General features: G+C 33.8%; 16 protein-coding genes and 8 pseudogenes. 7 read left to right on the top strand and 17 right to left on the bottom strand.

Annotation, left to right across the window (positions count from 1 at the left end):
- Positions 1 to 8: 8 nt before the first annotated feature.
- The 3 genes and pseudogenes from HMPREF1252_RS07730 to HMPREF1252_RS07740 form a co-directional block, all read right to left on the bottom strand.
- Complete coding sequence (locus HMPREF1252_RS07730) at positions 9 to 1,739, bottom strand: ABC transporter ATP-binding protein (RefSeq protein WP_023060222.1); 1,731 nt, start codon at positions 1,737 to 1,739, stop codon at positions 9 to 11.
- 26 nt (positions 1,740 to 1,765) lie between these two features.
- Positions 1,766 to 3,487, bottom strand: coding sequence for an ABC transporter ATP-binding protein (locus HMPREF1252_RS07735; RefSeq protein WP_023060139.1), 1,722 nt, complete (start codon positions 3,485 to 3,487; stop codon positions 1,766 to 1,768).
- Between the two features lie 101 nt (positions 3,488 to 3,588).
- Positions 3,589 to 3,960, bottom strand: a pseudogene (locus HMPREF1252_RS07740) (AMP-binding protein); the annotation flags it as partial.
- Between the two features lie 151 nt (positions 3,961 to 4,111).
- On the opposite strand from HMPREF1252_RS07740, the gene HMPREF1252_RS07745 reads away from it, so the two are divergent.
- The gene (locus tag HMPREF1252_RS07745) at positions 4,112 to 5,104 is read left to right on the top strand and encodes an AraC family transcriptional regulator (protein ID WP_023060231.1); all 993 of its coding nucleotides are present in this window, start codon (positions 4,112 to 4,114) and stop codon (positions 5,102 to 5,104) included.
- A 321-nt stretch (positions 5,105 to 5,425) separates the two neighbouring features.
- Here HMPREF1252_RS07745 and HMPREF1252_RS07750 read toward each other — a convergent pair.
- From HMPREF1252_RS07750 to HMPREF1252_RS07785, 10 genes and pseudogenes are all read right to left on the bottom strand, one after another.
- A pseudogene (locus HMPREF1252_RS07750) lies at positions 5,426 to 5,578 on the bottom strand (sigma-70 family RNA polymerase sigma factor); the annotation flags it as partial.
- Between the two features lie 233 nt (positions 5,579 to 5,811).
- Entirely contained in the window at positions 5,812 to 6,234 is a 423-nt protein-coding gene (locus tag HMPREF1252_RS09955) for an ATP-binding cassette domain-containing protein (RefSeq protein ID WP_238318197.1), read from the bottom strand.
- Positions 6,197 to 7,543 carry an ABC transporter ATP-binding protein gene (locus tag HMPREF1252_RS07755; RefSeq protein ID WP_023060230.1) on the bottom strand — a complete coding sequence of 449 codons (1,347 nt, stop codon included), beginning with the start codon at positions 7,541 to 7,543 and terminating at the stop codon, positions 6,197 to 6,199. Before HMPREF1252_RS07755 ends, HMPREF1252_RS09955 begins: the two co-directional genes overlap by 38 nt.
- Before the next feature lie 14 nt (positions 7,544 to 7,557).
- Positions 7,558 to 9,279 (bottom strand): ABC transporter ATP-binding protein, encoded by a 1,722-nt coding sequence (locus tag HMPREF1252_RS07760; protein ID WP_023060112.1) that lies wholly within the window; start codon positions 9,277 to 9,279, stop codon positions 7,558 to 7,560.
- A gap of 9 nt (positions 9,280 to 9,288) precedes the next feature.
- Positions 9,289 to 9,870, bottom strand: coding sequence for an MptD family putative ECF transporter S component (locus tag HMPREF1252_RS07765; protein ID WP_023060159.1), 582 nt, complete (start codon positions 9,868 to 9,870; stop codon positions 9,289 to 9,291).
- An 18-nt stretch (positions 9,871 to 9,888) separates the two neighbouring features.
- The gene (locus HMPREF1252_RS07770; RefSeq protein WP_023060127.1) at positions 9,889 to 12,054 is read right to left on the bottom strand and encodes an ATP-binding cassette domain-containing protein; all 2,166 of its coding nucleotides are present in this window, start codon (positions 12,052 to 12,054) and stop codon (positions 9,889 to 9,891) included.
- A gap of 4 nt (positions 12,055 to 12,058) precedes the next feature.
- The gene (locus tag HMPREF1252_RS07775) at positions 12,059 to 12,685 is read right to left on the bottom strand and encodes a TetR/AcrR family transcriptional regulator (RefSeq protein ID WP_023060177.1); all 627 of its coding nucleotides are present in this window, start codon (positions 12,683 to 12,685) and stop codon (positions 12,059 to 12,061) included.
- A gap of 376 nt (positions 12,686 to 13,061) precedes the next feature.
- Positions 13,062 to 13,157: pseudogene (locus tag HMPREF1252_RS10100) on the bottom strand (23S rRNA methyltransferase); the annotation flags it as partial.
- Positions 13,158 to 13,160: 3 nt separating this feature from the next.
- Positions 13,161 to 13,424 (bottom strand): annotated as a pseudogene (locus HMPREF1252_RS07780) (sigma-70 family RNA polymerase sigma factor); the annotation flags it as partial.
- Between the two features lie 411 nt (positions 13,425 to 13,835).
- On the bottom strand, positions 13,836 to 14,405 hold the full coding sequence (locus HMPREF1252_RS07785) for a helix-turn-helix domain-containing protein (protein ID WP_023060109.1): 570 nt from the start codon (positions 14,403 to 14,405) through the stop codon (positions 13,836 to 13,838).
- Between the two features lie 375 nt (positions 14,406 to 14,780).
- Between HMPREF1252_RS07785 and HMPREF1252_RS09960 the strand changes: the two are divergent.
- Positions 14,781 to 14,959 (top strand): annotated as a pseudogene (locus tag HMPREF1252_RS09960) (IS30 family transposase); the annotation flags it as partial.
- 173 nt (positions 14,960 to 15,132) lie between these two features.
- Here the strand turns inward: HMPREF1252_RS09960 and HMPREF1252_RS07790 are convergent.
- The 3 genes from HMPREF1252_RS07790 to HMPREF1252_RS07800 are packed head-to-tail and all read right to left on the bottom strand — an operon-like array spanning position 15,133 to position 19,439.
- A complete protein-coding gene (locus HMPREF1252_RS07790) occupies positions 15,133 to 16,869 on the bottom strand; it encodes an ABC transporter ATP-binding protein (RefSeq protein ID WP_023060174.1) in 1,737 nt (578 codons plus the stop codon).
- Between the two features lie 3 nt (positions 16,870 to 16,872).
- Positions 16,873 to 18,783, bottom strand: coding sequence for an ABC transporter ATP-binding protein (locus tag HMPREF1252_RS07795; protein ID WP_023060229.1), 1,911 nt, complete (start codon positions 18,781 to 18,783; stop codon positions 16,873 to 16,875).
- A 50-nt stretch (positions 18,784 to 18,833) separates the two neighbouring features.
- On the bottom strand, positions 18,834 to 19,439 hold the full coding sequence (locus HMPREF1252_RS07800) for a TetR/AcrR family transcriptional regulator (protein ID WP_023060184.1): 606 nt from the start codon (positions 19,437 to 19,439) through the stop codon (positions 18,834 to 18,836).
- Positions 19,440 to 19,679: 240 nt separating this feature from the next.
- Between HMPREF1252_RS07800 and HMPREF1252_RS07805 the strand changes: the two are divergent.
- The 5 genes and pseudogenes from HMPREF1252_RS07805 to HMPREF1252_RS09965 all read left to right on the top strand — a co-directional run.
- Positions 19,680 to 20,207: pseudogene (locus HMPREF1252_RS07805) on the top strand (transposase); the annotation flags it as partial.
- Complete coding sequence (locus tag HMPREF1252_RS07810; RefSeq protein ID WP_051338899.1) at positions 20,164 to 20,568, top strand: helix-turn-helix domain-containing protein; 405 nt, start codon at positions 20,164 to 20,166, stop codon at positions 20,566 to 20,568. The pseudogene HMPREF1252_RS07805 and the gene HMPREF1252_RS07810, both read left to right, overlap by 44 nt.
- Positions 20,569 to 20,585: 17 nt before the next feature.
- Entirely contained in the window at positions 20,586 to 21,212 is a 627-nt protein-coding gene (locus tag HMPREF1252_RS07815) for an IS3 family transposase (protein WP_023060221.1), read from the top strand.
- 71 nt (positions 21,213 to 21,283) lie between these two features.
- Positions 21,284 to 22,422, top strand: a pseudogene (locus HMPREF1252_RS07825) (IS3 family transposase).
- A gap of 148 nt (positions 22,423 to 22,570) precedes the next feature.
- Positions 22,571 to 22,922: pseudogene (locus tag HMPREF1252_RS09965) on the top strand (transposase); the annotation flags it as partial.
- Positions 22,923 to 23,272: 350 nt separating this feature from the next.
- Here HMPREF1252_RS09965 and HMPREF1252_RS07835 read toward each other — a convergent pair.
- Complete coding sequence (locus HMPREF1252_RS07835; RefSeq protein ID WP_023060226.1) at positions 23,273 to 24,142, bottom strand: ketopantoate reductase family protein; 870 nt, start codon at positions 24,140 to 24,142, stop codon at positions 23,273 to 23,275.
- Between the last annotated feature and the right edge of the window lie 12 nt (positions 24,143 to 24,154).

Below are 24,154 nucleotides of genomic sequence, written 5' to 3' on the forward strand. Positions count from 1 at the left end.
TCATCTCCTTAAATTTTCCAATTTTTCGCTTTTTCCATATTTCTTACAAAATTTTTATAAAGTCCTTCTTCCTGAATCAATTCACTGTGTTTTCCAATCTGTTCTATTTCACCTCTATTTAAAACCACAATCTGATCAGCTTCTTTTACTGTTTTTAAGCGATGAGCTATTATAATAACTGTCTTATCCTGAGTAAGATTTTTAATCGCTGTGTTGATATCTCTTTCATTTTCAGGATCTATATTGGCTGTCGCTTCATCCAAAATGATAATAGGTGCATTCTTTAATATTGCTCTTGCTATGGATATCCTTTGTCTTTCTCCTCCCGATAAATCAGCTCCTCCTTCGCCTATAATCGTATTGTATCCATCCTCTAGTTTTGATATGAAGTGATCACATTTAGCATTGATTGCTGCCTCCTTAATATCTTGTATTTCAGCTTCCGGATTGCCAAACTTAATATTTGCTTCTATTGTATCTCTAAACAAATACACCCTCTGAAAGACCATACTAATTTGGGACATAAGGTTTTCCAAATCGTAATCCTTAATATTGACATCTCCTAATGTTATCTCTCCCCTATCTACGTCCCAAAATCTGTTAACTAAATTTGCCAAAGTTGTCTTACCAGAGCCACTTGGCCCAACAATAGCTGTCGTTGAACCCTGCTTTGCAAATAAATTTATATTTTTTAATACCTTTTCATCCCCATAAGAAAAATCAACATTTTTAAATCTTATATCATAATTTATTGGAGCTACCTTTATGTTCCCTGATTCTATTGAAGGGAGTTGATCAATTGACATAATTTTTTCTATATCGGTAACCATTATAGGCAACATAAAAAACATACTTGAAGCATCTTCCAGTTGGCTATATATTTGGAATGAGATGATAATTAAAACCAAACAAGCTATTAAGCCTATATCACTATGAAAATACAAATAGACTGATACAAGTCCCGCGAGCATACTCATAATTCTTAATACCATTTTTTGTAAAGAAATATAGGGAACTCTCATTCTCTCTATCCTTAAACTTGCAATATGAAGCCTTTTTATGGACTGGCTTATATCACTTTTTGAAGAAGAAAACAAATTATACGACCTTATTACTTCCATTCCCCTAATAAACTCCAGTACACTGTCAGCAAATTCCATCTGATTTTTCACTCTTCCTGGCGCAAGTCCCTTTGAAAGATTTAACAACTTGTTATTTATTAGCAAAAAGAATCCTATACCTAATAAATAGATAATGCTTATCTTATAAGAGAATATGGAAATAACCATTGACAGAACTATGCTATTTATAATTCCAACTAATGTTGTCGATACAACAGCTAAAGACATACTCTCAAGTTCATTCATTGTTTCTGTTGTAATGCCAGTTAAATTAGCTAATGTATGACTGCTAAAATATCCCATGGGCATAAATCTCATTTTATTTGCGATGGATATTCTTTTATCCTCGCACATAGAATAAACTGCTTCCGTTTGTACATCCCTTGATTTTATAGAAAGTAAAATTTGCCCAATCATGAGAATTAAGAGAGCTATAAAAATTAAAATTGAAATCTTTATATCTATAGCACTGTCCAAAAGTAGCTTTATAGAATAAAGAAGCAAAGCATAATTTGCCATAATAAATATACATTTTAAAAGCTCTAAACATATGCTTTTCCACCATAAAAATTGTCTTGTGCCAGCAAACTTGAAGAATAATTTATAAGCTTTTATCATCTCTTACCTCCTTTCCTATGCATTTTCTAATTCTCATAATTATTTGCCTTCCACATATTTCTATATAATTTTGAACTCCTAAGCAATTCTTCATGTGTCCCTGACGAAACTAGTTTTCCGTTTTCTAATAATATGATTTGATCCGAATTTACAATTGTATTTAATCTGTGGGCTATAACTATTAACGTTTTATCTTTTGTTAAGTCTGTTATAGCACTTTGAATCAACGTTTCATTTTCCGGATCTACATATGCGGTGGCTTCGTCTAAAATTACTATTGGAGAATTCTTCAACATAGCTCGTGCTATAGTTATTCTCTGTTTCTGCCCTCCTGATAAAAGATTTCCTTCTTTTCCAACTACAGTTTGATAACCCTGCTCAAATTCCATAATAAAATCGTGGCAATTAGCTCTTTTACAAACATCTATTACCAAGCTGTCTTCTATATTTTCATTTCCCAATTTCAAATTTTCCATTATACTTCTATTGAATAAATAGTTATCTTGTGAAACATAAGAAATCATATTGGTTAATTGTGCAATGGGAATATCTTTAATATTTACTCCACCTATAGAAATACTCCCAACTTGAGGATCCCAAAACCTATTTATCAACTTGACAACAGTAGATTTCCCAGAACCTGAAGGCCCAACAATAGCTGCTTTTTCTCCTTGCTTTATATTAAATGAAAGTTCGTTCAAGATATTTTGCCCTTCAATATATTGAAAATCTACATTTTTAAACTCAACATCATAATTCAATATAGTTTTTTTGATGCTATTTACACCTACCAATTCATCTACGTTCAAAATATCGTTTATTTCTTTCATTATCATTTTTATTTTTGCTAAATTATCAGTATATATCACTGCTGATAAAAGAGGGCCTGTAATCCCTAGGGATAAAATCAAACTGAAAAGGAAATCTGCTAAGCTAAGTTCTCCTATGCTATAAAGATAACAACCAATTGGCAGTGTAAAAACCATAGAGCTGACAAGATTCATCATAAATGAAGTATATTTTTGAGTACTTTTTAGCCATTTGATATTAGCTTTTGTATTCTTTTTTACCACATTCACAAACTTTGAATAGGAATTTTCTCCCTGACCAAAAGTCTTTACAACTTCTATTCCATTAATATATTCAACCACGGTAGAACTCATATGATTTCTTATATCGATGATATTTTTGTATTTTTCTGAAAAAGTATTCATTATCTTTGAATAGGAACCTATACCAAATGGTATTGTTAATACTGAAGCTATGCCCATTTTCCAATTTAGTGTAAAAATATATATAATAATCGTAATAGGAACTAGTATGTTTGAAGCTACCTCAGGAACAGCATGAGCCAATGGAACTTCAAGTTGTTCAACTCTCTCTACAAACAAACTTTTAAACATACCTGACGAATTATCAATAACATATCCCATTGGGACCTTTGTTAGTTTTTCTGCTATATAATTACGTAATTTATCTAGCACCCTAAAAGTAGCTTCATGAGATAACGATGTTGAAATACCTGTACAAGTATATTTTACGCCATATGCTATCATTGATATTGAGAATAAAATCACATAAGTTTTAAAACTATTCATATTTTTAATTAAATTCAAAATAATTTCCGAAATGCATATATACGGAATCATCCCAAATCCAACACCAATGATGGCCAGGATAATAGAAAAGATATATCCTTTTTTCTCTTCTTTTATAAAAGCTTCTAAGCTAATTTCAGTTCTCGTCATTTTTACATTCCTTTCCAAGTTTAATGGCTAATTCCTTAGCGAAATTGTGGTTTTCGATACAAGAAAAATGATCCCACCCATATATAATCTATTTTTATTTCGCCTAATATTGCATCTTCAATTTCACCAAGCTCAATACGATAGCCTTTTATTTTAACCTGTGTATCTTTTCTCCCTAAGAATTCTATTGTTCCATCATCCCATGTTCTCCCGTTATCACCTGTTTTGTACCATCTTATTCCATCCTTTTTGAAAAATTTTTTCACCGTTAATTCTCTGTCGCCATAGTAACCTTTAGCAACACCAACTCCACCTATTAAAAGCTCACCCATTACATAATTGGGGCAGTTCCTTCCAAGTTCATCTACAACTCTATAAGCTTGATTTTTTAGTGCTTTTCCATATGGAATTGAAATCCAATCTTGAGGAATAGTTTTAGGCACGTTTAAGTAATTTGACCATATATTCAAATCTCCTTACTTTAATATTCCTTTTAGATATGAATTTACTTAGTTGATAATAGCTATCATTGCTTTTCTATTATACATCGGTTATAATTACTAATACAATAGCTTTGAATTAAAAAGGCTAATTGGAATATTGTCTAAAAGGGATATATGAATTATGAGTTACTATGATTTGGTAAAAGATTATATGAAAGTAGAAGAATGTAAAAATAATAAGAAGTATTCAAGTGCGGGGCATACTTTTTGTTGGAATAAAGAAGATTTAACTTATGCAGAGGGTATATATTGGTTTTATGAAGGAGATGGATTTATTATTGATATCCATGATTTTTATATCAAAGAAGAAATAATTCAAAATAGCGCTTATAGTGCGGAAGACTATGTGTCAATTTACACAATCTACATTGTCAGTGCAAACGGCGAGAAATTTAGTCCTTATCAAACCTTGACTGCAAACTCTTTATGTACTCTTGATTTTGATAATATAAGAGATGATTTTGTGTTTTTATTACATGAGAACTGCTATTATCTTGCTGTATCTATTGGCTTTAAAAGAGAACTTTTGGAAAAGCACCTATCATCCATTAATATTGATCCAGAATCTTTTTATTCGACCTTACTTCAAAATAATCAAATTATACTTACAAAGGCCTTAGAAAAAGTGGCAATGGAAATTTTAAATTGTAAAATGGATGCTCCTGCCGCTGATTTTTTCTTCAAAGCCAAAGCAAATGAATGGGTAAGTATAGTAATAGATACCTACTTAAAAAAGAAAAAATATAAAATTGAAATTGATGATAATAAAGCACTTGAAGATGTAGCAAGATTTTTAGATGATCATTTCGCCATGAATGTAAATCAAGAAACCCTTGAAAAGATTTCAAGAATGAGTGGGACAAAATTAAAAAATTTGTTCAAAGAAAAATATGGTCAGAGCATTACAGAATACACCCAAAGAAAAAGAATGAATGTAGCTGAAACTCTTCTCTTAAATACCGAACTACCTATAAAGGAAATTGCTGAATCTGTTGGATACTCATCTCATAGCAAATTTTCCATTTACTACAAAAGATATAAGGGAAAACTTCCTAGTAAGGTCCGTAATTTAGCTTGCAAACATCACAAGTTAAAATGCGATTATTGTGATTAAAGCATTTTTTTATTTATAGGCCTTTATCTTATATGATTTTATAGATATTGGTATAGGTATGTATAAGTTTGGTAAAAAGCAAAAAAAAGAGCAGCCTCTTAAGCTACTCTTGTAGAAAGTACAAAACGAGTTAATTGTATTTTTGTGTTTCCTAATACCAGCCCAAAAACTACTCTCACGTCCATATAGTTTTTTTGAGTCTTTTTTACATATCCTTCTTCATCTTTTTCAAATACAAAATGCTTATAAAACTGTTTAAAATGCAGGATTTCTAAGTTTATATCTTTTGTATCAACGCTATGGTCTCCACGTATCAGGTCGATCCATAGAGGAAAAGAAAAGCAGGTGTTTTTTTCTGTCCACCTGCTCTAAATACTTCTCGTGTTCTCGTTCTCTCCAGTAGACTTTATAAATATCTTCACTGACTTTTACCTTTTGCCCTCTGACATAAAGGTAATACTCTTTATTAGCCATTGTGTTATCCTCCTTTTATTTTTCTCTGTTTTGCTTTTTGAGAATAAAAAAGGAGGACTCCTGCATCTTGGCATAAGAAATCCTCCGAAAATAACAATCAAATTAACTCTTATTGTTATTGAATTATTTAATTTTTGTGTGAAAAGTTACTTTCAAAAACTTTTATTATCAAAAAACATCGTCATCTTCCATTAAATACTCATTTATTTAGTCAAATATCAAAATGGATGTATTTACTTAAAACTCCATTTATTTGCTCGCTCTCTTATTGAAATGAATGATTTATATATCCCATCTTGAGTTATAAGCTCATTATGCGTTCCTTCTTGTGCTATTTCCCCTTTATCTAAAACAATGATGTTGTCTGCTTTCCTAACAGTTTCTAACCTGTGTGCAATCATAATAACTGTTTTATTCTGTACTAAATTATCGATGGCTTGCAAAATATGGCGTTCATTTTCTACATCTAAAGCACTGGTAAATTCATCTAAAATCACAATGGGAGCATCTTTGAGTATTGCTCTAGCTATCGCTATTCTTTGTTTTTCTCCACCGGATAAAGTGCAACCCGCTTCGCCAATTTTAGTTTCGTATCCTTTTTGCAAGCTTTTTATAAATTCATGACAGCTCGCTTTTTTTTGCAGCGGATATAACATCCTCATCACTGGCATTTGGCTTTGCCAAACGAATATTATTCATAATTGTATCTTCAAACAAATACACATTTTGAAATACCATACTTATATTTTTCATCAATTCTTCGGTGGAGATATTTGTTATTTTTGCTCCACCAATCAGAATTTCTCCTTCGCTTACATCATAAAATCTCGGTATAAGCTTACAAAACGTTGTTTTTCCTGAACCTGAAGGACCGATAATCGCTGTAAGTGTGTTCGGTTTAAGAGCTACTGATATTCCCTTTAAAACTTCTCCTTTTCCGTAAGAAAAACTTACATTTTTAAATTCTATTTCATTGGATTTTATATTTTGAATAGGTGATAATACCTTTATTTCTTCAGCATTTTCCATACTGCTTATATCCTTTAGTGAACTATCTAAAAGCCCAATCATAGAAAGAATAGAACCTGCTTGACTTACAGACTGGAATATTACAAAGCTCATAATCAATAAATTAATGGCTTTTTGAGGAGAAATTTCTCCACTATTCCACATAAAAAACGCATAGCTAATAATCATAATTTCAAACAGCTGTATCGTAAGACCGGCACCTATGCTTGAGGGAATAGATTTTTCGGATAAATTTATATTATTAACACAACTACCATCTATATCTTTTTTTACTCTTTCATCTTTTTCTCCCATACCAAAAGCCTTAATTACGCTTATTCCCTGTATAAATTCAATAGCACTTTCCGTTAATATTGTTTGTGCTAATTGTCTTTTGGGAGCTTCGCTTCTTGAAATTTTCATTTGATAATTAACTACAAACAAATATGTTAATATGCCTGCAAATATTACAACGGAAACTTGCCATTCATAGTAAGCAAATCCTAAAACTATTGATATAGCAGATAAAATTCCACCTATCACATGAATTAAAATGATTGGTGCAACTTGTTCTACGGTTGAAATAGATGTAGTCAGTGTTGAGTTTATATTTCCTACTGAATTTTTGCTAAAGAACCCTAAATAGAGTTTTTTAAATAATGAGCCAAAATATAACCTTTTATCTTTCGCCATCTCAAATCCAACGGATACAGAACCCAGTTGTGTGAAATAACCAAAACCAAATACGCCTATGATACATACAATTACGAGTATCATTACCTTATAAATATAATTGTCCATTAAATTGCTATTAAACATGGCGTTTACCGCTAAAATTATTGCTATCATTTTCAGCATAACGAATATGCCTTCTATAAATGATAGAATTAAAATTTTGACTAAACTGCCTTTTCTTTTCTCACTAAAGTTCCATACACTTTTTAGAGCTTCAAACATATTCTCACCTCCAATCAATTTGCTATTTCATATAAATGCTTATACGCAGAACACGATTTAATAAGTTCTTCATGTTTTCCATCGCAAATTATTTTCCCATTTTCCATATATATGATCTTATCTGCATTTATGACAGTTTTAATTTTATGTGTAATAACAATTAGTGTTTTTCCTTTGGTAAATTCCAGTAACGCTCCTTGAATTTTTTCTTCATTTTCAATATCTGTACTTGCAGTTGCTTCATCTAATATGATAATTGGAGCATTTTTTAGAATTGCTCTGGCAATAGCTATTCTTTGCTTTTCTCCGCCGGATAACCTATCTCCTGCGATGGTGTCATATCCATCAGGCAAAGTTACAATAAAATCATGGCAACCGGCTTTTTTAGCAGCTTCTATCACCTCATCATTCGTTGCATCTTTTTTACCTATTCTAATATTTTCCAAAATAGTATCATCAAATAAAAATGTATTTTGATCCACATAGGAGATAAGAGTATTCAGGTCATTCATTGAAAGGTCTTTTACCCCTATACCACCTATTTTTATTTTTCCTTTCTCAAAATCCCAAAATCCGGCTAAAAGTTTCATTAGAGTTGATTTTCCTGAACCTGAAGTACCAATAATTGCAGTCATAGTTTTTTCTTTAATGGTTAAATTCACATCATCAACATCATTTTTTGTCCCATCATAAGAAAATTGTAAATTTTCAAACGCTATGTCGTATGTCATTTTTTCTTTTAAATTAGAATTCTCACTTCTCTTAAGTTCCGGATAATCTAAGATTCCTTTTATTTCCTTAGCAACAGTTCCCATCTGTGCCAATTGGTCAATATAACTGGATGCTTTAACAATCGGTTTAAATATACCAAGAGAAATCATCATAAACAAAAATAAACTTTGCTCAGTAAGAAACCCATTATTAAAAAATATCAATCCCACAACAATTGTTGGAAATATAGATACAGGAGCTATGCTATAGGAAAGAGACGCATAAATCTGTGAGCTTTTCATCCAGTTTATAGCATACTCCGCATGGCGTATGACTGCATTTTTATATTTAGCATATGAACTATCTTCCATATTGAAAGTTTTAATTACCTCAATCCCCTTGACATACTCTATAATCGCTTGATTCATATTCTTTTGTGCCTGTACTTGTCCCTCATATTTTTTCTTATATCCAATCATCATAAGCATCCCGATTGATAGTCCAAATATAACCCAAAGAAATATAATCCCGGTAAGCTTAATATTAACTGCAAGCATCCAAACAATCATGGCAATAGGTATCAATAGATTTGCAGTCATCTCAGGAAGTAGATGTGCTAATGTTTTTTCTATATCTTCCACCCTGTCTACCAATATAGTTTTTAATGTTCCACTAGGATTCATATCAAAATATCCCATCGGCAATCTAACAAATTTATCACAAATTGCATATCTTAAGTCCTTTAGCGTTAAGTATGCTGCTTTATGAGATATAAGTGTTGAAATATTTGAAAGCAGCACCCCTGATATTTTGCAGATTATAGTGAAAATCAAGACATATATCATGTTGTTTCCGTGAAATCCTTTGAAGATATATCCCGCTAAAATTCCAACAAAAGCATAGGATAACAGTTCGCATAGAACAGAAAACATACTTAGCATAACAGATAAAATATATCTTTTTTTGTATGGCTTTATAAACGAATCCATTTCTTTAAAAAAGTTTGGTTCTTTCTCTTTTTTCATGACTTCACCCTATGCATTAGCTTCTTTTTCTAAAATATGTTTCCTTACGACCTTGCTACCTATATAAGCTCCTGCGATTGATGAAACTATAACTAAGGCAAGTAAAATCAGCGTTCCCCAAGAAGAAATCATTTTGCCTGCCGCTGTAATATTTGAAGCTAACTCCTTTTCTTTCATAGCTCCTATAGTTTTATTCAAGGCTATTGTATATGGATAAATTACACTTCCAATTGAAGCCAAAGTTTGCTGAATAACATAGCTGATTCCAATAACTTTTAAATTACCATAACCTTTTTTATATAATAAGAACTCTGCTATCAATCCTGAAATTACAAACATCAAAATATATGGTGGATAGAATGCTATCACTCCTTGAATAAGGGAATATATTAAAAACGCTCCTCTTTTTTTCACTTTCACTCCGATAACATAGAAAACAATACCCTGTAATAATGAGTAAAGCACCGGTGTTAAAAGTATGGTAATTGGTGTTGCATACATGAATGTTCCTATCGAAAATATCAAAATGTTACACAATGATAATAAAGTAACTGTAATGATATCTTTCGCTTTCAATTTGTTTTTGTGCATGATTAAATCCTCCTATTTTTATAAAATATTTATCATCAAAATTACTATCATTACAATCATCAATATGTAATCGCATAAATTGAACTGTAAAGTAACATAAGATGATTTTTTATGATTTAAAGCAATTCCTCTTGTTTCTGCTGAAGCTGATAAAGTTTCGCCTATTCTTACCACTCGAAAAATGAGTGATACAATCAGAGCCTCAAGATACTCTATTTTTTCTTTTATTATATTTTTATGCTTGCAACTTCCTCTAATTCTAAGCACCTGTCTAAGTAATTTAAAATCATTCCTTAGCACCGGGAAAAACCTGAAAGAAACTGCAAGAATCAATAATAACTTCTCAGGTATTCTTATTTTTCTAAGTCCCGCAAGCATATTTGTTGTCCCTCTACCTCCAAGAATAATAGGAAATAGTAGAAATATTAAAATAAATCTAGGAAACAAATTTGCCGTAAATATTGTAATTTCATTCGGATATATGATTTCAAGACCGTAAATAAGCCCTATAATGACAGAAGTAATTCCTAAAGTCTTGTATCTTCTATTTGCGAGAGAAAAAACGAGAGCTAATAAATTGCATTCAAAAATCAAACTTTTATTGTCAATTCCTACTGCAACCATACAAAGAATCCAAAACAAAATATTTGTTCTCGGATCTAAAAGATTTTTTTCTCTTTTTGCCGGAGGTTGATGTTCTAAATCTTTTTCAAATATACATTTAATGATTTCAATATCTCTATTCTCTTTTACTTCACAAATCCTTTGTATCGTTCCATCATCAAGTTCCAAACATTTATCCGCAACTGATGAAATAAATTCTAAGTCATGGCTAATTGTTATCACGATTTTTTCCTTTTTCATATCGTTTATCAGTCCCACTACAGTATCTAAACTTTTTTTGTCCATTCCTGAGGTTGGTTCATCTAAAATAACCACACTTTTATCCGAAAGATACGCCATCATTAAGGTTAATTTTTGCATTTGCCCACCTGAAAGAGAAAATGGATGCCTATCACGATATTTCCACATATCAAACTTTTTAAGTAGAGCTTCTATCTCATCATATTTGTTTCGATTTACACCGTACTTCAGTTCAGATAATACAGAATTTGTAAAAAATTGAAATTCAGCTTCTTGCATAATAAAGAGGCTATCCTGCGATAGCTGCCTATGGCTCAATTCTTTTTCCTTTAGAAAAACTCTTCCCTTTTGTGGTTTCAATAGTCCACATATACATTTTCCTAAGGTGGTTTTACCTGAACCATTTTTGCCAATCAAGCAAGTCACTTCTCCCAAATAAGCTGTAAACGACAAATCATTTAAAATATGTTGTTTTTTATATCCAAAGGATATATTTTTTACCTCTAATTTATCATTGACATCATTAGAACACTTCTTCTGAACCTCAATCTGCTTCAAATCCGTAACTCGTAAACACAAATTATTTAATTCATCTTTAGAAAATATCTTAAAATCGTCCTTATCATACTTTTCATAAAAGCTTCCATTTTTTATCAGCCAATATTCATCAGCCAACTCTTTCAAATAGTAAAGCCTATGTTCACTGATTATTAGAGTTTTTCCATCTTCTTTTAGAAGCAATAAGATATTTTTCAGTTTTTCTATGGATAAATAATCTAAGTTTGCAGTTGGCTCGTCAAGTAAAATAATATCCGTATCCATTGCCCAAGCAGACATAATCGCTATTAGTTGACGCTCTCCGCTTGAAAGTTTGAATACTTCCCTGTTTTTCAAATACTCCAAGCCAAATTTTGAAAAAGCTTCTTCTGTTCTTCTTTTTATTATTTCATGGCTTAACCCTTTATTTTCAAGTCCAAAAGATACTTCCGTATCGCTTTCCATTGTAAAAAATTGACTTCTTGGATCTTGAAAAACGGACGAAATCAATTCTCCAACTTCTCCAATGTTCTTATTTTCTATATTGTTGCTATTTACCAAGATATAGCCATTAAATATCCCATCATAGAACTCCGGTATTAAATGGTTTAAGCACCTAAGTAATGTTGATTTTCCACATCCACTTTCACCACAAAGAACTATGCAATCTCCTTTTGATATGCTGCCAATTACATCATCTAACGACTTTTCCTTTTTGCCTTCATAGGAAAAATCTATTTTAAAATCTAAAATATTTTCGTCCTTCTTGCCTTTATCGTACATAAATTCAATACCTATTTATAATTTCATCAAATATCTTTTCCCAACCCGCCCCAATAAAATCGCCGAGCATTTTTGTGTACTCGATTGTCTCCTCTTTGCTATATCCTTTTTCAATCACTAATTTAAAAGCACTAAATTGTTGATTCATTAAAAGCTCTACCAAATCTAATTTCATCTCACTTATATTCGGGTCTATATTTTCCCTTATAAATTGTTTTGTTATGGAAATTTTATTATTCATCATTTCACGAAATATTGCTTCTACAGAACTGCCTTTACTTGAGCAAAGTATTAGTTTGCACTCCTCGTAATATTTAAATAACACATCTACATATCCTTTGGTTTCTTTCTGAATGCTACGCAAAAAATGATCAAAGTTTTTATCTACGCAATATTCCCTATACGAGTATTCGTTCTCTTTTCTTTTCACACTTATAGCTTCTAAAAATTCTTTTATCAAACTATAAAAAAGTTCATCTTTCCCTTTATACCTTGTATAGATTGCTCCCGTTGTAACTCCCGCTCTTTTAGCAATATTGCCTATTGAAGCAGCCTGAAATCCATTTTGCAAAAACTCTATTTTAGCAGCTTCAATGATTGGTTTATCAAGTTCATGGTTTCTATTTGCCATGTCCATTCCTCCATTCTTACAAAACTTTAATTTTAATAGTATAATCAATAATCGAATTATCAATAATGATATTATTGATTATACATCAGTTAGTTTTATCTAACAATAGTTGTAAGAGATTTTTTTAGAAAATTTACTGATTTACATATTTATTTGTATGAAATAAAATAGTCGGTGCAGTTTTAAAACTACGCCGACCACAAAGTCATAATTTGATTTTTTCCATACTAGCTTTTTTCTTTTTTAAATATCTGTAATTATACTCTCCCTTCTTCTCTCTCTTTTTCCTTAGCTTCTCTAGTTCATCAAGTTCCTCTTGCGTAAGTTCTTTAGGTTCTTCTTGTGTACATATACTTGACTATGTTGCATTGATTTAAGCATATGTTGCTTTGCTTGTCAAATCCATCTCATCCAGCTCAATTTCAACACTTATGTGCTTATCGATATCGAGTTTGGACAAAAGTGCTACCGTCTAATCGTTTAGTTTTGATATAGCATTTCTGACTGCCTCAATCATCATCTGTGTTTCAACAATCTTTTCTACATCAACGCTTTCATCAGTGATGTTATCTACAAAATTCCCATCATGATCCAAAGAGGAAAAGAAAAGCAGGTGGTTTTTTCTGTCCACCTGCTCTAAATACTTCTCGTGTTCTTTTTCTCGCCAGTAGACTTTATAAATATCTTCACTGACTTTTACCTTTTGCCCTCTGACATAAAGGTAATACTCTTTTGCCATAAAGTTTCCTCCATTTCTTTTTTGTCTATTTGTTTTACAAAACGAGTTAATTATATTTTTGTGTTTCCTAATACCAGCCCAAAAACTACTCTTACGTCCATATAGTTTTTTTGAGTCTTTTTAACATATCCTTCTTCATCTTTATTGAAGACAAAATGCTTATAAAACTGCTTAAATTACAGGATTTCTAAGTTTATATCTTTTATATCAAGGCTAGACTCTTCAAGTGAAACGGATGAACACTAAGTATGTCATGAATTCTTGTATGTATGTGGAAACATATCCACATGCTTTTTAACGATAACATAAACCTATCCTTAAAAGGCATTAGTTCTACAAACTGAGAGTTGTCATCAAAACAGAGCTCCTGTTGTTCTTCTTTTCAACACAATATAGCTTATAGCACAAATACTAATATACACTATAACAAACAATACAAGATGGGGGGGCAATGCCGATAGGGTATGGAGCAATCCACCCTTGTTTGAAAAGTGCGATAGAAATTGCACCCGTAACCATAGAAAAAGGCATGAACAAGACCCCGATGAGATTAAGCCAGTTGACAGCGAAAGGTGCCCTTGCTGCAGAGAGTAACCGCCCTATAAAGTATCCAGCAATTCCAACGGCCTGAATAATCATTGAACCCCATAGGGTATCCATGGTTTGCCTTTCATACCAGCCTGCAAAAGCACTAAATAATCCAATCCAAACAAATGCTGTTGATGCGATATATAGTATCTTGCTTTTTAGCTCAGAGCTTTTCTGTTCTTTATCTGCAACTGGTTCAATTCCTTTTAGAATGTAATCGGTTGTAACTCCGAAGTAATCGCTCATGGTAATTATTTTTTCCAAATCCGGCAAGCTTTGTCCACTTTCCCATTTTGAAACCGCCTGCCGAGATACTCCAACCTTGCCTGCAAGTTCTTCCTGTGAAATTCCGTTTGTTTTTCTCAAATACTGTATTCTGTCTGCCATGTTCATAACGCACACTCCTTTCTTATATGGTTTAGTTATATCAAACAAATCGGTTTCATACTACCAAGCTGCCTTGGAAATATGTCAACCAAGAGTTGCAATGCTGTTTTTTTTGTTAATTCAATATAAACAAGCTATTCTAAAAATTCTAATTTATCTTTGTTTAAAAATAAATCCCATTATATAATTCCCTAAACTCTTTAGTAAACTTTGTGACAAATTCATAATCAAGTTCAGTGGCTAAGGTTTCTTCATTTTACTTAGTTCTTGACAACAACGTTATTGCCTCCACATGTATCAAGACTACCCTGATGATAACCCTACATCAAGAAATAGGTCTGCGCGCTCGTTGCAGGACGAAAAATGGCAAAGGGAATGTCGTATAATGGTCTGATCCGCAGATTCATCCCCAAGGGAAAACAAATTGACAGCTGCTCCGACGAACAGATTGCTCAGATTGAGATCTGGTGCAATGGCCTTCCACGGAAGTCGTTCGGCTACCGCCCCCAGATACACTCTTTGAGGACGAACTTGACAAAATTTACTCCTGTGTTGCCTGATGAACGATTCAACTGCCAATGTTCAACTTGTTATTGCAATTTACGTAATTTAAAAATCACGATATAAAAGCGACTAAGTTATTTTATTCTTAATCGCTTCAAAAATTGTCTATATGTGCTTTACAAAGCTTTTTAATTCTTAAATGTCGGTTGCTTTTAATCGTTTACTTTTTTTACAATCTCCAGCTTGCAGCTCGCTCTCTTGCCTTGATAAATGCTGAATAAATTCCTTCTCTATTTATCAAATCGTTATGTTTGCCTTCTTGAACCAATTTACCGTCATCAATCACTAGTATCTGATCGGCTTTTTTCACAGTTGAAAGTCTGTGAGCTATCGAAACTACAGTGTGTCCTTTGGACAATTCCTCAATCGCTGCTAAAATCTCATATTCATTTTCAGGATCAACGGAGCTGGTCGCTTCATCTAAAAGAATAATAGGTGCATTTTTAAGTAATGCTCTAGCAATAGAAATTCGTTGTTTTTCACCACCGGAAAGAGAACTGCCACCCTCACCTACCATGGTGTTATAGCCATCAGGAAGTTCCATAATAAAATTATGGCAACGAGCCTTTTTAGCAGCTTCCACTACTTCTTCATGACTTGCCTTAGGATTTGCAAAGCGAATATTATTCTCTATAGTATCTTGAAAAAGATAAACATTTTGGAAAACAAGCGAAAGATTTTTCAGTAAACTTTCTACTTTATAATCTCGTATATCCCTATTTCCTAATCTTATTTCACCACTGTCAACATCATAAAAACGAGAGATCAAATTGATTATTGTCGTTTTTCCGGATCCTGACGGTCCTACGATAGCTGTCTTTGACCCTTGTGGAATAGTAAATGAAAGGTCTTTTAAAACAGGCTTCCCTTTGTCGTAACTAAAGCTCACCTTATCAAAGACGATATCCTGATTTTCCATAACTTCCAAAGTCCCGTCACTTATTTCAGGAATATCTAAAACCTCATCCAAATATTGCATATTGGCAGGATTCTTAACCATGAGGATGGCTGCATTTTCAAGTTGTTTTAAACCGCCGAAAATCATAAAGCCGGCAGCTGAAACAGTAAGCGCTTGTGGTAATAAAACTTCCCCTTTCGTATAAAGATAACAAGAAAATAATGTAACAAGTAGACTCGAAAGATTAATAACAGTAGAAAAAATTCTTGCATAAATAACAAAGACGATTTCAAAATGTACTTGAGAGAGTCTAAGTTCTTCAGAAGCATTTTCCAATTTAGAATGTATTTCTTCAACAACACCTTCATCTGCAAACGGAAAACTGCGAAGCACAGGAATCCCGCTAATGCTATCAACTAACGCATCTCCCACCTTTGTAATAGCTGCATGCTCACGTGCAACCTCTTTTTTTGCTTGATTAATCATAAGAGACATGCATAACCAAATAAGAATTAAACAAATTAAAGTTAAAAATCCAATTTTAGTATTTACACCGAACATCCCAACCAACAGAAAAAAGGATATTGAAATGCCTGAAACAGCAAAGTCGATACTCATTGCAGAGTAATTTTCAAGACTCTTCATAACATTGGTAAATGCCGCCATAATTCTTGATAGGCTTTGTTCTGCAAAATATCCCATAGGCGCCTTTTTAAGTTTTTCGCCAACTGCAAGTCTGTAGTCTTTGAAAATGCCAAAGAAAACACCGTCACTAAGACCACTTTTCGCCCAGCCTGTAAAAAAATTAAAAAGAAAGGAAGCAAAAAGCACTCCGAAAATTGTCCAAATATGCTCCCATGTAGTTTCATTCATCCAACCGAATGCAAGAAAGAGAGCGAAAAATCCAAACAGCATTGAAGCATTTTGCAGAAAAATAAGAAAAATTCCTGCCTTAAGACGATTTTTATACTGTCCTGCCAGTTTGAATGATAATCTTATAAACTCCATGTCTTATTCCTCCCCTAAATATTGTTTCCACAGGCTTGCATAAAGTGGCTCTTCCATCAGTTCTTCATGTTTACCCTTGGCTATAATTTGACCTTTATCGATTAGAATTATTTGGTGTGCCTGCTTGATTGTATTTAACCTATGAGCAACCATCACAAGATTTTTTCCCTTAACGAGATTCGATATTGCTTCTTGGATTAGAGCTTCGTTTTCCGGATCGGCATAAGCTGTTGCCTCATCCAAAATAATGGTTGATGCAGGTTTCAAAATTGCTCTGGCAAGAGTTATTCTCTGTCTTTCACCGCCCGACATTGCTCCTCCTGCTTCTCCTGCTTTTGTATCATACCCTTTAGGAAGTGCCATAATAAAGTCATGGCAATGAGCAGCTTTTGCCGCTGAAATAATTTCATCTTCGGTTGCATTAGGCTTGCCAAGACGAATATTATCTCTAATACTTACATCGAAAAGAAAATTATCTTGTGAAACGTAAGAAATCTCTTCAGCAAGCTGTTTAAATGAAATATTCTTTGTATCCACATTACCAATGGAAATTTTACCCGATGACTGATCCCAAAATCCTGCTAAAAGCTTTGCAATTGTAGATTTTCCACCACCTGAAGGTCCTACAAGCGCAGTCACTTCTCCGGGGCTTGTTTCAAAAGAAATATTATGCAATACCTCAGTTCCGTCATGATAAGAAAAACTTACATTATCAAATTTTATTCCCTTGCCCCTATCTATAGTAACTTTATTTTCTGCATCAGGACGTTTTTGATCAGGCATATCAAGCAATTCTTGTATGGATACCCAAGTATTGGAAGCCATCTGAAAAAGTTCAAAGCTCATCATGATTGCAAAAGCTTGTGGAAGGATAGCAATTGGCAGAATAAGTGATAAAAGCAATGTTTCAATGCCTATTTGCCCGTTCCCATATAAATAGAAAGCTAAAGGTAAGCTCACTATCTGTGGTGTCATCATTGCAGCCGTCATAAGTGCTTTGCCAAACCAACTTTGCTTCCACCATTTCATCGTTGAAAAATGATAGAATTTTACCGCATCTGCAAACTTTCCATACGAAACTTTGTCTTGTGCAAATGCTTTGATTACAGGAATTCCACGAACATACTCCGCACTTCTGTCGGCAACATTAGCATAACTTGATAGCCACACCGCCATTCTACTACGGTATTTATACATCATTGTAATCATCGCTAAAAAAACAATTGGTAGCGGCACAAATATTGATAATCCTATACGCCAATCTAAATAAAACAAAATAACTGTGCAGAGTATCGGATGCAAAAGCCTACTAGGTAGTTCAGGCATCAAATGGGCTACCCAGTCTTCCATATCTGCTACTCGATCCATGATAATTACCTTAATTTTACCTACAGGATTATCCACCAAGTACCCCATTGGAATTACCTTTAATTTTTCAAACAAAGTCTGTCTAAGTTTTGCAAGTATGGAAAATGAGGTTTTATGTGAAATAGTTGTGCTAAATCCTGTAAATATAAAGTAAAGGAGCAGTGATCCTATTGCAAAAAAAGCATATTTCAATAGTGCATGAAAGCTGACCGGATTACCCCCGGCATTTTTTATAAGCCATCCTGCTGCATAAGCACTAAAGAAATAAGTAGAAAAACTAAAAAGCTCCCCAATGCAGGCAAAAATAACAGAAATTCTCATCCTACCCTTATACTCAGGTGCTACACTCATAAGTGCTTTATTTAAACCACCCATACTGATTTTAGGTTTTTTTTCGCTTTGCTCTACATCACTTTCGATTCGCTGCATAATCTCATCAGGAACATCCAAGTTTAAACTCTCTACCTCTTTTATTAAATTTTTATTTTGCTTGAGTTTCTTGCTGTCAGAAGCAGAGCAAATCAACTCATCATTTTTTTTCTTCATTAACTCATCTCCTTTTCAGTTAGCTTATACTAACTATTAGTTTAAAAAAATTACCTTATTTTACCTTTTTCATAACTATCAATAAACAGCTTTATTATTTCTATAAAAAACTCTCTATTATTTATAAAGCTATCCCTTGCCCCATCTAAGATTTCACAACCTAGTATAACTGTATTCATAAAAAATATTAAAAAGTCATTTGTGAGATATTCACACCCATCTTTCTTTGCAGCTTTAACTCCTATATATGTAGCCTTTAAGGATTCTTCGACCAAAATTGGGAACAAATTCTTTAGGTCATCATTGTTTTTCGTAGCCTGAAGATATATGGCATATACGCTCATGAGTTCACTTTCATCAAGTACTTTATCGACAATCATATGTGCTACAGCATTAGCATCTAACTCTCCCGAATACTCTGCCAGAACTTCATTAATCTTATCGACTCGATAAGCCATACCTTCTCGCATTAAATCATGTAATATTTCAACTTTATTTTTGTAATGGTAATACACACCTCCTCGAGAAAGCGAGGTTTCAACAATAATATCTTCCATTACCGTGTCAGCAAAACCCTTCCTTAAAAAAACCCTTTTAGCTGCATCTAATATTTCTTTTTTTCTGATTTGACTGACTTTTTGTTTTTTCCCTTCCAAAATATATACCTCTCTTTGTAAACAAAACTGACAAAACTGTCAGTTTTATTGTAGCATCATTTTAAGTTAGCGTCAACTAACTTTTTCGGAATATACTTTATGGTGACTTGTAATATGAAATGCAACAAATAAATAAAATAATCCATGGCTAATCTGATAAAGTGTTACTACCCACAAAAACACAAAGTAGAAGCCATGGATTAAGTATATTGTACCACTACTCGAGAAAAAGGAAGCCATTTAACTTATCAAGATCGTCAAACCTTAGAAAGGATGGTCATGGAGAATCACAGGAAACCTGCTAAGGAGAGAATATCAAAGAGTAAGATGGCAGAAATGCTTGGCGTTCATCACTCAACAATCAGCCGAGAGCTCAAAAGGGGCGAAATCACGCAGCGTGATATCCTGTGGAAAGAATACACTTCCTATTGCGCCGATGTAGCACAAGATCTCATTGATTCCAATACCACGGCAAAAGGTCCCTCTTTAAAGTTAGGTAAAGATCAGCTCTTCCATGATTTTGTTGAATACTGGATAATAGAGAAAAAGTATTCACCGGATGCGGTAATCATGAAGATCGAAAACGAAGGACTCTCTTTTGAAACCGAGATTTGTATAAAAACCCTCTACAACTACATCAGTAAAGGTTACTTCCTCAATCTGACAAATAGAAACTTACCCCGTAGAGGTAAAAAAGTCAAAAGAAGATATCAAGGAGCAGGAAATGTATTCAAAAGAACAACGAGAAACCGCATTGCAACTGCATGATGAGTTTCAATCAGTTACTAAAGTCATACAAAAGCTTGGCTATCCCAGTCGGCAAGATATGTATAAATGGCTCCGGGGACGCTCAAATCCTCCTGAGGATAAAGCAGAGCGCAAAAGGATAAACAACTCTAAAGAGCATCCTTTGCATCCTTCTGTAGAGACCAAGTTCGCAATTTTAGAGCGTTGTTTTATGAAGGGCGAAAACGTACAACTGGTTTCTGAGGAAACCGGTTATAGTCGGACATCAATCTACAGATGGAGAAAACAATATGTATCACAGGGAGTAGCCGCACTAATGAATGAAAAAGATAGACCAAGAGGAGAACCGAAAGAGGGACCCAGGCCTCAAAGGATGAAATAGTAGAGCCAAAACAGCAAATGCTCGAAATGCAAATGGAGATAGATATCTTGAGGGAGGCGATCAAAGTCATAAAAAAAGACCCGGGCATCAACCGGAAAAACCTGAACAACAGGGAAAAGACAACGATCGTTGACGCCTTAAAGAACCGCTACTCGTTGTCGCAATTGCTGTCAATCCTGCATCTTTCTCGGAGCAGCTATTATTATCAAGAGGCAACACGCAAGAAACCGGATAAGTATACTCGCTTAAGAGTTCGTATTGCAGAGCTCTTTGCCGAAAATCGAAAGTGTTACGGTTATCGTCGCATTCATGCTTTGCTTCAGCGTGAGGGCATTACCATTTCAGATAAGGTTGTCCGCCGTATCATGAGCGAAGAAAGTCTTGTAGTTACCGCAAAAAGGCGGAGGAAGTACAACTCCTATCAGGGTGAGGTTTCCCCGGCTGTTCCTAATTTAATCCGGAGCGACTTCCATGCAGAGCAACCGAATAGCAAATGGCTTACTGATATAACAGAATTTGCCATACCGGCCGGCAAAGTCTACCTGTCTCCAATCGTAGATTGCTTTGACGGTATGGTTTGCGCATGGTCAATCAGCGTCTCTCCGGAAGCTAAACTAGTTAACGAGATGGGTAGGCTACACTAAATAGGACAAAATAAAATCGAACATGATATACTAAACAAAATAGTAAAACCCAAAGAAAAGGAGATAAGGAAATGGTAAAACATTACGAAGAAAACTTTAAAAAGCAAATAGTAGAAATATACAACCAAGGAAACTATACATACAACAAGCTAGGAGAAGAATATCAAATAGCCCCATCCACAATAAGAGGCTGGGTAAAAAGGTACAACAACACACAATCATTTGACATAAACGACAACAGAACAGAAGAAGAAAAAGAAATAATAAGACTAAGAAAACAACTAAAACAACTAGAAATGGAAAATGATATTTTAAAGCAAGCAGCACTACTGCTAGGGAAAAGATAAAGCTCATAATCTCAAGCAGAGAAAAATATAGCATTAGTGCAATGTGTAAAATGCTAGGAATAACAAGAAGCCTCATATACTACCACCTTGACAAAGAAAAAGAACAAGAACAAAAGCCCCTAGAACAAGAAGAGCAAATAGAAAAAGAAATAAAAGAAATATTTAGAAAAAGCAAAAACAACTACGGAACAAGAAAAATAAAAGTAGAACTAGAAAATAAAGGATACCAAGTATCCAGAAGAAAAATCTCAAGAATAATGAGAGAAAATAAGTTAGTATCAAACTATGCAGTAAAAGAATACAAAGTAGAAAAAACAGTAAGTAACGAAAGTAAAATAGAAAACAAAATAGACAGACAATTTAATGAAAGAGAAAAACTAGAAGCAATAGTAAGTGACCTAACATACGTAAAAGTAGGAAATAACTGGAACTACATATGTACCATAATAGACCTGCACAACAGAGAAATAATAGGCTATGCAGCGGGATCAAAGAAAGATGCAAACCTAGTAAAAGAAGCAATATACAACATAAAAGAACCATTAAACAAAATAAAAATATTCCACACAGACAGAGGTAAAGAATATGACAACAAGAAAATAGAAGAAATCCTAAAAACATTCGGAATAGAAAAATCCCTAAGCAAAAAAGGAAGCCCGTATGACAATGCAGTAGCAGAAACAATAAACAAAGCAATGAAAACAGAATTCATATAACAAAGAAAATTTAGAAACCTAAAACAGCTGCAACAGGAACTAGCAGAATATGTCTACTGGTACAACAACATAAGACTACATGGATCATTAGGATACATGAGCCCGAGAAAATACAGAGAATTAGAACTGATTTCAACAAACAAATAAAATATATGGAGAAATAGTCAAGGGCGAATCGTAAGATTCTGGCGTAGCCGAACCCTTGACTATTTAGGAATATATTTTAGAATGTTTTGAAATCAGTCTAATGATTTATTCGATTTTGAATTGTCCTAAAAAGTGTTGACATACCAAGATGCTGGAGAAAGCAATAGACACTCTTCAGAGCGATGAGAATCCCACGGTCCATTCAGATCGTGGATGTCACTACCGTTGGCCGGGTTGGATTCAGCGTATGGATGAGGCGGGGCCTTACTCGCTCCATGTCTAAAAAAGGCTGTACTGGCGACAATGCTGCTTGTGAAGGCTTTTTGGGAAGACTAAAAAAAGAGATGTTTTACAATAAGGATTGGCCAGGAGTCAACATATTTGAATTCATGCAGGAGCTTAATGATTATATTTCTTGGTATAATGAAGAGCGTATTAAAACGTCATTGGGAAATCTTAGTCCTGTAGAGTATAGGAGAAAATTTGGATTTGCTGCATAAAAACTGTCCAACTTTTTGTCCGCACCCCCGTACCTTTTTTAAATTTTATTCGTTTATTTCACCAGCAATATCTATATATTCTTTTAATTTTCGTTGTAATAAATTCTTGTCTATCAATTTTAGACAATTCATCTTCACCTATTTATATATCCAAATGGTGCTCTGTATTAAGTTTGGATAATAGAGTTACCGTCTCCACATGTATTAAGACTCCCCTGATGATAACCCTACATCAAGAAAAGAGCCTTAACATTCGTTGCAGGGTGGAAGCTGGCAAAGGGAAGGATGCTTGAGAATAAACATCCAGTATGCTTTTAGAAAAGCATAAAAAACTACAAACACTTATCGGTTCATTCGCCATAAATACCTATATAGTTATAAAATTGCTCATGTAACCGCCTCATTTCAGCCGGAGCCTTTATTGAATGTCGGTACATAAACTTTTCTCCAAAACGGCTTCGAAAAATAATCCCAAGAATAAACCCCATAATGGAGCATGGAAGAATTTGTAAAAACTTCATTTTTATCGGAACAAGTTTAATTCCTTTTGTTTTAACATTAAAAAGATTTCTTCTGATTTGCTTCGCTGTTTTATTCATTAATACACGATCGTTTCCGGCATGCTCAGGATCATCTGAATGATAATAAGCATCTGCAATCGGCACGACCATTGCAAGATGACAAATCTGCCATGAATGCATGTCTTTTACAACTTGGCATGGAATCATTGCTGATCGGAACAAATCGAACAGTTCTTTTTCACGACCACCTGACATGCCGATTGTAGTTGGCTGAATAAAGCGAGGCGTAAGGGCTGCATCCAAAATATCTCCGTCAAAGCCGCCGCCGACACCCGGGAAAGCAGGGAGGATACGTCCTTTTCCACAAATCTTTTCCCATGTATCATACGTTTCTAAAGAATTTACCATAGTTACAATGACAGGACTTATATTAGCTTTCAGTTCCGCCAAAGCAATATGTAACTGATTTTCTCTTACCGCAAGCAATATAAAATCATAACTGTCTAACGGCAGCAGTCGAGATAAAACGGATACTTTGGCAGTCCGAATCTCATTATTTTTTTTATACCTTAGCCCATACATTTGTAATTCTTTCAAACGATTTCCACGAGCATATAAGGATACATCTGCTCCTGCTTCGGAAATCAAAGCCGCATAAAGACTTCCTATCACTCCTGCACCATAAATTAATACTCTCATCTTCACGATCCC

Source organism: Peptoniphilus sp. BV3AC2 (assembly GCF_000478945.1).
Taxonomy (GTDB): domain Bacteria; phylum Bacillota; class Clostridia; order Tissierellales; family Peptoniphilaceae; genus Peptoniphilus_B; species Peptoniphilus_B duerdenii.

What these genes read in the sequence shown, in the direction of transcription:
- HMPREF1252_RS07730 (WP_023060222.1), bottom strand. Translation starts at nt 1,739, where the DNA reads ATGATAAAAGCTTATAAATTATTCTTCAAGTTTGCTGGCACAAGACAA.
- HMPREF1252_RS07735 (WP_023060139.1), bottom strand. Translation starts at nt 3,487, where the DNA reads ATGACGAGAACTGAAATTAGCTTAGAAGCTTTTATAAAAGAAGAGAAA.
- HMPREF1252_RS07745 (WP_023060231.1), top strand. Translation starts at nt 4,112, where the DNA reads ATGAGTTACTATGATTTGGTAAAAGATTATATGAAAGTAGAAGAATGT.
- HMPREF1252_RS09955 (WP_238318197.1), bottom strand. Translation starts at nt 6,234, where the DNA reads ATGTTATATCCGCTGCAAAAAAAAGCGAGCTGTCATGAATTTATAAAA.
- HMPREF1252_RS07755 (WP_023060230.1), bottom strand. Translation starts at nt 7,543, where the DNA reads ATGTTTGAAGCTCTAAAAAGTGTATGGAACTTTAGTGAGAAAAGAAAA.
- HMPREF1252_RS07760 (WP_023060112.1), bottom strand. Translation starts at nt 9,279, where the DNA reads ATGAAAAAAGAGAAAGAACCAAACTTTTTTAAAGAAATGGATTCGTTT.
- HMPREF1252_RS07765 (WP_023060159.1), bottom strand. Translation starts at nt 9,870, where the DNA reads ATGCACAAAAACAAATTGAAAGCGAAAGATATCATTACAGTTACTTTA.
- HMPREF1252_RS07770 (WP_023060127.1), bottom strand. Translation starts at nt 12,054, where the DNA reads ATGTACGATAAAGGCAAGAAGGACGAAAATATTTTAGATTTTAAAATA.
- HMPREF1252_RS07775 (WP_023060177.1), bottom strand. Translation starts at nt 12,685, where the DNA reads ATGGCAAATAGAAACCATGAACTTGATAAACCAATCATTGAAGCTGCT.
- HMPREF1252_RS07785 (WP_023060109.1), bottom strand. Translation starts at nt 14,405, where the DNA reads ATGAACATGGCAGACAGAATACAGTATTTGAGAAAAACAAACGGAATT.
- HMPREF1252_RS07790 (WP_023060174.1), bottom strand. Translation starts at nt 16,869, where the DNA reads ATGGAGTTTATAAGATTATCATTCAAACTGGCAGGACAGTATAAAAAT.
- HMPREF1252_RS07795 (WP_023060229.1), bottom strand. Translation starts at nt 18,783, where the DNA reads ATGAAGAAAAAAAATGATGAGTTGATTTGCTCTGCTTCTGACAGCAAG.
- HMPREF1252_RS07810 (WP_051338899.1), top strand. Translation starts at nt 20,164, where the DNA reads ATGTATTCAAAAGAACAACGAGAAACCGCATTGCAACTGCATGATGAG.
- HMPREF1252_RS07815 (WP_023060221.1), top strand. Translation starts at nt 20,586, where the DNA reads ATGCTCGAAATGCAAATGGAGATAGATATCTTGAGGGAGGCGATCAAA.
- HMPREF1252_RS07835 (WP_023060226.1), bottom strand. Translation starts at nt 24,142, where the DNA reads ATGAGAGTATTAATTTATGGTGCAGGAGTGATAGGAAGTCTTTATGCG.